The sequence below is a fragment of the Burkholderia sp. HMSC10F09 genome, assembly GCF_001806955.1.
GTDB lineage: Bacteria > Pseudomonadota > Gammaproteobacteria > Burkholderiales > Burkholderiaceae > Burkholderia > Burkholderia multivorans.
This window is the reverse complement of sequence record NZ_KV786832.1, coordinates 1-7,671: the sequence shown is the minus strand read 5'-3', so window position 1 is coordinate 7,671 and position 7,671 is coordinate 1. Positions and strand designations below refer to the sequence as shown.

Here is a 7,671-nt window from a genome sequence, read left to right as displayed (position 1 = left end):
GCGGTTACTTTTCTTTGTCTTGCCAAAGAAAAGTAACCAAAAGAAAGGCGCTGTGAGTACTAACGGCCGGACCGCGCGGTAGCGGACTCACTGGCTTTGCCTTGGCGCGGTCTTACTCGCGGACAAGCCCCCATGCAGGCACGGCGTAGGGGGCGACATAGAACAGAATCGCCAGCAGCGTCGCAGCGCCGAAAGCGAGAGACCACCTACGACCCGACCATCGTCGATAAGCCAGGACGTTCAGCACACCGAACGCGATGGCCGGCCACAGGAGCGACGCAAGCAATTCGACGACAAATCTCGCATGCGGTGCGCAGTGCTCCAAATCGTTTCATCCGGTCGCGCGCGATTTCACCTCGGGCCAGTGAATATGATTCGCCACATAGAGGGACGCCCATGTGACGAACAAGCCCCACGCAATACCTAGAACCGCCAGCAACATACGCTTCATTTCATGTCCCGAAAGAGAATCTCTTTCGAATTCGATAGATCGGAAAACCAGTCTTCGTCGCTGCCGGGAGGCCAGGAGCGAAGGCGCGAGCGTGCCTTTGTTCCAGAGATCGATACGACCGAAAGCGGGGGTCCCACATTTGCGTTGACTGTTCCGCCGTCTGAAAGACGGTCGCCGACGATTGCAATTCGTCTATTCATGTTTGGTCCCGCTCGAAAAGTTTCAATCGTAGTCGCGTGGCGGCAGGGCCCATCTCGATATCGTCCGGGATCGCGCCACTCGGACCGGCGATCTTCGACTGCGCACCGGTTGGCGAGCCGGCCGATCATCTGGACTACGAGAAGGTTGAGCCGCGGTGATCGACGAAGTGCGCGAATGGCATAAGCACCCGCCCGAGCCGATGTAGTCGGTTGTGTGCGCCGCCACGGCACGCGCGATGTGCTCGGCCTTTGAATTGAGCAGACGAGGGGAGCCACATTGGCGCGCCATGCCACAGTTCGCGCTGCTTTGCGCGGAGCGATTGCCATCGGAGTTCGAATCTCGCCCCAGGTCAAACACGGACTTCGCGATTCTTCCCCATTGCGGAACCACTCCGGCGACCATGGCACCGGGAAGTCTTGCGTTTTCACAGCGCCTTTCTTTTGGTTACTTTTCTTTGGCAAGACAAAGAAAAGTAACCGCCGCCCCGCGCAGGGGCGACGCTAATAGACCGACACGATGACAGGTGCTTCACGCCCAACGCAGGCGGACCACCCAAACCCCACAAAAAACCGCCCCAAAAATACGAACAAAACCACACCCCCCAGCCCGAGAGGGCAAAATACCCCGCACTATCCGCTTCCGATAGAACCCGTCGCAATTCCGCAAGACGCTTGCGTCACCCTTACCTAAACTTGATCCTGTTGAACCCTCTTACGAAACCGAAAGGAACGACCATGACGACCTCGACCGTGACCCGCCAGACTTTCGACGAAGTGATGGTGCCGGTGTTTTCCCCCGCCCCGTTCGTGCCGGATCGCGCGGAGGGCTCGCGCGTGTGGGACACCGACGGCCGCGAATACATCGACTTCGCCTGCGGGATCGCGGTCACGTCGCTCGGCCACGGCCATCCTGAACTGCTGAAGGTGCTCGACGAGCAAGGCCGCAAGCTCTGGCACATCGGCAACGGCTACACGAACGAGCCGGTCCTGCGCCTCGCCAAGCGCCTCGAGTCGCTGACGTTCGCCGATCGCGCGTTCTTCGCCAACTCGGGCGCCGAAGCGAACGAAGCCGCACTGAAGCTCGCGCGCCGCGTCGCGTTCGATCGCCACGGCGCCGACAAATTCGAAATCGTCTCGTTCGTGCAGTCGTTCCACGGCCGCACGTTCTTCACGGTCAGCGTCGGCGGCCAGCCGAAATACTCGGAAGGCTTCGGCCCCGTGCCGGCCGGCATCAAGCATCTGCCGTACAACGACATCGAAGCCGCCAAAGCGGCGATCGGCCCGCAAACCTGCGCCGTGATCGTCGAGCCCGTGCAGGGCGAAGGCGGCGTGATCCCGGCCGATCCGGCCTTCCTCAAGGCCCTGCGCGAAGCCTGCGACGCCAACGACGCACTGCTGATCTTCGACGAAGTGCAAACGGGCGTCGGCCGCACGGGCCAGTTCTACGCGTACATGGACACGGGCGTCACGCCCGACATCCTGACGACCGCGAAAGCGCTCGGCAACGGTTTCCCGATCGGCGCGATGCTGACGACGAACGCGCTTGCCGCCCACTTCAAGGTCGGCGTGCACGGCACGACGTACGGCGGCAACCCGCTCGCCTCGGCTATCGCCGACAAGGTCGTCGAACTGATCAGCGAGCCGGCCCTGCTCGAAGGCGTGCGCGAACGCAGCGTGCGCCTGAAGGGCGCGCTCGAGCGCGTCAATGCACGCTTCGGCATCTTCAAGGACGTGCGCGGCAAAGGCCTGCTCGTCGGCGTCGAACTCACGGCCGCCTTCGAAGGCCGCGCCAAGGACTTCGTGAACGCCGCCGCCGAACAAGGCCTCATCATGCTGATCGCCGGTCCGAACGTGCTGCGCTTCGTGCCGTCGCTCGTTATTCCGTTCGATCTGCTCGACGAAGGCGTGAAGCGCTTCGAGAAGGCCGTCGAGCAAGTGCTCGCGACGCAGGAAGCCACCGCGCGCTGATCCCGCGCGCCCACCGCAGAACAGGAACGACGATGCTATTTGTTCGCCCCGGCAAACTCACGGATCTCGATGCGCTCGCGCACATGGCGCGCACCGCGCAGCCGGTCCTGCACTCGCTGCCGCACGATCGCGCGGCGCTCGAAGCGCGCGTCGCGCTCTCCGAGGACTCGTTTCGCGCGGACGTCGATTTCGCCGGCGAAGAGTTCTATCTGTTCGTGCTCGAGGATTCGGCAACCGGCAAGCTGCTCGGCACGGCGAGCATCGTGGCCGCCGCCGGCTATTCGGAGCCGTTCTACGCGTTTCGCAACGACGCACTGATTCACGCGTCGCGCGAGCTGCATGTGAACCGCAAGATCCACGCGCTGACGATGTCGCACGAACTCACCGGCAAGAGCCGCCTGGCCGGCTTCTACGTCGATCCGTCGCTGCGCGGCGACGCGGCTGCACACCTGATCTCGCGTGCGCGCATGATGTACATCGCCGCGAATCGCCGGCGCTTCACGCCGGAAGTGTTCACGCTGCTGCTCGGCGTCAGCGACGAAAACGGCGCGTCGCCGTTCTGGGAAGCGGTGGGCCGCAAGTTCTTCGGCCGCGATTTCACCGACGTGGACATCGCGTCGGGCGGCCGCAGCCGCACGTTCATCGCGGAAGTGATGCCGGCATACCCGCTTTACGTGCCGCTGCTGCCGGAAGCCGCGCAGCGTGTGCTCGGCGAGCCGAACGAAAGCGCACTGCTCGCGTACGACATCCATCTCGAGGAAGGCTTCGAGCCCGACCGCTTCGTCGACATCTTCGACGCAGGCCCGGTGCTGACGGCACAGGTCGACCGCACCGCGTGCGTGCGGCACGGCAGCGAGCGCGTCGTGCGCGAAGCGGCGCGCGAGCAGGGCGACGTCGCGTACATGGTGTCGTCCGGCAGCGGCGAGTCGTTCCGCTGCGTGCTCGCGGACCTGCCGGCCGATGCCGCACATGCGCCGCTGTCGGGCGACGTGCGCGCGGCGCTCGATGTGAAGGATGGCGATGTCGTGCGCTGCGTGCCGCTGCATCGCCGCGACGATGAAGAGATGAAGGGAGACGCAGCATGATCGTCGTTCGGGTCGTACAAACGGGCGACGTCGACGCGCTCGTGTCGCTCGCGCAGGAAACCGGGCCGGGCCTGACCACGTTCAAGCCCGACCGCGACGCGCTGGCCGCGCGCATCGAGCGCTCGCGCCGCACGCTGGCCGGACAGGCCGCACCGGCCGAAGCCGGCTACTTCTTCGTGATGGAAGACTCGCAGACGGGCGACATCGCGGGCGTGTGCGGGATCGAATCGCAGGTCGGGCTCGAGCAGCCGTTCTACAACTACCGCGTGAGCACCGTCGTGCACGCGAGCCAGGAGCTCGGCGTGTGGACGCGCATGTCCGCGCTGAACATCTCGCACGATCTCACGGGCTACGCGGAAGTGTGCTCTCTGTTCCTGAGCCCGCGCTATCGGACGGGCGGCGTCGGCGGGCTGCTGTCGCGCTCGCGCTTCATGTTCATCGCGCAGTTCCGCGACCGCTTTCCGGAGCGCATCTGCGCGGAACTGCGCGGCCACTTCGACGAGGACGGCACGTCGCCGTTCTGGCGCGCGGTCGGTTCGCATTTCTATCAGATCGATTTCAATGCGGCCGACTACCTGAGCTCGCACGGCCGCAAGTCGTTCCTCGCGGAACTGATGCCGCGCTATCCGGTGTACGTCGACCTGCTGCCCCAGGACGCGCAGGACGCGGTCGGCCTCACGCATCGCGACACGCTGCCCGCCCGCAAGATGCTCGAGGCGGAAGGGCTGCGCTATCAGAACCACGTCGACATCTTCGACGCAGGCCCCGTGCTCGAATGCCACATCAACGACCTGCGCACGGTGCGCGAGAGCGTCGTCGTGCCGGTCGCGATCGGCGTGCCGAACGCGGGCGACGATACGCAGGACGGCCACGCGCCGAAATCACTCGTGTCGAATACGTCGCTCGCCGACTTCCGCGTCGGCGTCGCGCCGGGCGTCGCCGCGAACGGCGCGTTCGTGCTGTCCGCCGACGATGCCGCCGCGCTGCGCGTGAAGGCCGGCGATCCGGTGCGCGTGCTGCCGCTCAAAGCCAAACAGGGATAAACGAATCATGACGGAACTCTTCATCGACGGCGCCTGGGTCGCCGGCTCGGGCCCCGCGTTCGCTTCGCGCAATCCGGGCACCGACGAGATCGCGTGGCGGGGCGCGAGCGCGTCCGCCGCGGACGTCGATCGCGCGGTCATGAGCGCGCGCCGCGCGTTCGCCGACTGGTCGGCGCTCGATTTCGAATCGCGCTGCGCGATCGCAAAACGCTTCGCGGCGCTGCTCAACGAGCGCAAGGAAGCGCTCGCCGCCGCAATCGGCCGCGAGACCGGCAAGCCGCTCTGGGAAGCGCGCACCGAAGTCGCGGCGATGGCCGCGAAGGTCGGTATCTCGATCCAGGCCTATCAGGAACGCACCGGCGAGAAGCGCCAGGACATGGCCGACGGCGTTGCCGTGCTGCGTCATCGTCCGCACGGCGTCGTTGCGGTGTTCGGCCCGTACAACTTCCCCGGCCACTTGCCGAACGGCCATATCGTGCCCGCGCTGATCGCGGGCAACACGGTCGTGTTCAAGCCGTCCGAGCTCGCGCCGGGCGTCGCGCAGGCAACCGTCGAGGTCTGGAAGGACGCGGGCCTGCCGGCCGGCGTGCTGAATCTCGTGCAGGGCGAGAAGGACACGGGTATCGCGCTCGCGAATCACCGGCAGATCGACGGGCTGTTCTTCACCGGCAGCTCGGACACCGGCACGCTGCTGCACAAGCAGTTCGGCGGCCGTCCGGAGATCGTGCTCGCGCTCGAGATGGGCGGCAACAACCCGCTCGTGATCGGCGAAGTCGAGGACATCGACGCGGCCGTGCATCATACGATCCAGTCGGCGTTCCTGTCGGCCGGCCAGCGCTGCACGTGCGCGCGCCGCATCTTCGTGCCGCGGGGCGCGTTCGGCGACCGCTTCCTCGCGCGCTTCGTCGACGTCACGTCGAAGATCACGGCCGACGTGTTCGACGCGGATCCGCAGCCGTTCATGGGCGCGGTGATCTCGGCACGCGCGGCCGCGAAGCTCGTCGACGCACAGTCGCGGCTGATCGAGCAGGGCGCGCAGCCGATCATCGCGATGAAGCAGCGCGATCCGCGGCTCGGCTTCGTCAACGCGGCGATCCTCGACGTGACGAACGTCGCGAACCTGCCCGACGAAGAGCACTTCGGCCCGCTCGCGCAGATCGTCCGCTATGCGGATTTCGACGAAGCGATCGCGCGCGCGAACGACACCGCGTTCGGGCTGTCGGCCGGCCTGCTCGCCGACGACGCGCGCGCCTGGGAGCACTTCCGCCGCACGATTCGTGCGGGGATCGTCAACTGGAACCGGCCGACCAACGGCGCATCGTCGGCCGCGCCGTTCGGCGGCACGGGGCGCTCCGGCAACCACCGTCCGAGCGCGTACTACGCGGCCGACTACTGCGCGTATCCGATGGCGTCGGTGGAAAGCGCGCAACTGACTCTGCCCGCGAGCCTGTCGCCGGGCCTGCACTTCTGATCGAGGGAACGACGATGAACGCACAAGAAGCCAATTTCGACGGACTCGTCGGCCCGACCCACAACTACGCCGGGCTGTCGTTCGGCAACGTGGCGTCGCTGAACAACGAGAAGTCCGTCGCGAATCCGAAGGCGGCCGCGAAGCAGGGGCTGCGCAAGATGAAGCAGCTCGCCGATCTCGGCTTTGCACAGGGCGTGCTGCCGCCGCAGGAGCGGCCGTCGCTGCGCCTGCTGCGCGAGCTCGGTTTCTCCGGCAAGGACGCCGACGTGATCGCGAAAGCCGCGAAGCAGGCGCCGGAGCTGCTCGCCGCCGCGAGCTCGGCCTCGGCGATGTGGACCGCGAACGCGGCCACCGTCAGCCCGTCGGCCGACACCGCAGACGGCCGCGTGCACTTCACGCCGGCGAACCTGTGCAGCAAGCTGCATCGCGCGATCGAGCACGAAGCGACGCGCCGTACGCTGTCGACGCTGTTCGCCGATCGCGCGCACTTCGCCGTGCACGATGCGCTGACCGGCACACCCGCGCTCGGCGACGAAGGCGCGGCGAACCACACGCGCTTTTGCGCGGAATACGGCAAGCCGGGCGTCGAGTTCTTCGTGTACGGCCGCTCCGAATACCGTCGCGGGCCGGAGCCGAAGCGCTACCCGGCGCGCCAGACGTTCGAGGCGAGCCGCGCGGTCGCGCAGCGTCACGGGCTCGCGGAAGAGGCGACCGTCTATGCGCAGCAGGATCCGGACGTGATCGATGCGGGCGTGTTCCACAACGACGTGATCTCGGTCGGCAACCGCGACACGCTGTTCACGCACGAGCGCGCGTTCGTCAACAAGCAGGCGATCTACGACACGCTGACGGCCGCGCTCGACGCGCGCGGCGCACGCCTGAACGTGATCGAGGTGCCCGATGCGGCCGTGAGCGTCAACGACGCGGTCACGTCGTATCTGTTCAACAGCCAGCTGCTGTCGCGCGCGGACGGCTCGCAGGTGCTCGTCGTGCCGCAGGAATGCCGCGAGAACGCGAACGTCGCCGCCTATCTCGACCAGCTGGCGGCCGGCAACGGCCCGATCCGCGACGTCCTGGTGTTCGACCTGCGCGAAAGCATGAAGAACGGCGGCGGTCCCGCGTGCCTGCGTCTGCGCGTCGTGCTGACCGACGCGGAACGTGCGGCCGTCACGTCGAACGTATGGATCGACGACACATTGTTCACGGCGCTCGACGCGTGGATCGAAAAGCACTACCGCGATCGCCTCGCGCCGGACGATCTCGCCGATCCGGCGCTGCTCGTCGAGTCGCGCACGGCGCTCGACGAGCTCACGCAGATCCTGCGCGTCGGGTCGCTGTATGACTTCCAGCGCTGAGGCCCGCATCGACGCCGACGCGCTGCTCGGCGACTTCCTCGCGGCAACGCTCGCCGGCCGCGCGCCGGCCGCGCACGACGGCACGTGCGCGGGCGGCG

Annotated in this window: 5 protein-coding genes; all 5 read left to right on the top strand. The window is 66.6% G+C overall.

What is annotated here, in order from left to right; translation table 11 throughout:
• The first annotated feature begins 1,386 nt into the window (after nucleotides 1-1,386).
• Genes HMPREF3115_RS21350 through astB form a run of 5 tightly spaced genes read left to right on the top strand, consistent with a single transcriptional unit; the run spans nucleotide 1,387 to nucleotide 7,573 of the window.
• Nucleotides 1,387-2,619, top strand: a complete 1,233-nt coding sequence (locus tag HMPREF3115_RS21350) for an aspartate aminotransferase family protein (protein ID WP_070555936.1) — start codon at nucleotides 1,387-1,389, stop codon at nucleotides 2,617-2,619.
• A gap of 32 nt (nucleotides 2,620-2,651) precedes the next feature.
• The gene (gene aruF / locus HMPREF3115_RS21345; RefSeq protein ID WP_006401207.1) at nucleotides 2,652-3,704 is read left to right on the top strand and encodes an arginine/ornithine succinyltransferase subunit alpha; all 1,053 of its coding nucleotides are present in this window, start codon (nucleotides 2,652-2,654) and stop codon (nucleotides 3,702-3,704) included.
• Nucleotides 3,701-4,747, top strand: a complete 1,047-nt coding sequence (gene astA, locus HMPREF3115_RS21340; protein ID WP_006407551.1) for an arginine N-succinyltransferase — start codon at nucleotides 3,701-3,703, stop codon at nucleotides 4,745-4,747. Before aruF ends, astA begins: the two co-directional genes overlap by 4 nt.
• Before the next feature lie 7 nt (nucleotides 4,748-4,754).
• Nucleotides 4,755-6,218, top strand: coding sequence for a succinylglutamate-semialdehyde dehydrogenase (gene astD / locus HMPREF3115_RS21335; RefSeq protein ID WP_070555934.1), 1,464 nt, complete (start codon nucleotides 4,755-4,757; stop codon nucleotides 6,216-6,218).
• A gap of 14 nt (nucleotides 6,219-6,232) precedes the next feature.
• Nucleotides 6,233-7,573, top strand: a complete 1,341-nt coding sequence (gene astB / locus HMPREF3115_RS21330; protein WP_059937931.1) for an N-succinylarginine dihydrolase — start codon at nucleotides 6,233-6,235, stop codon at nucleotides 7,571-7,573.
• Nucleotides 7,574-7,671: the final 98 nt, after the last annotated feature.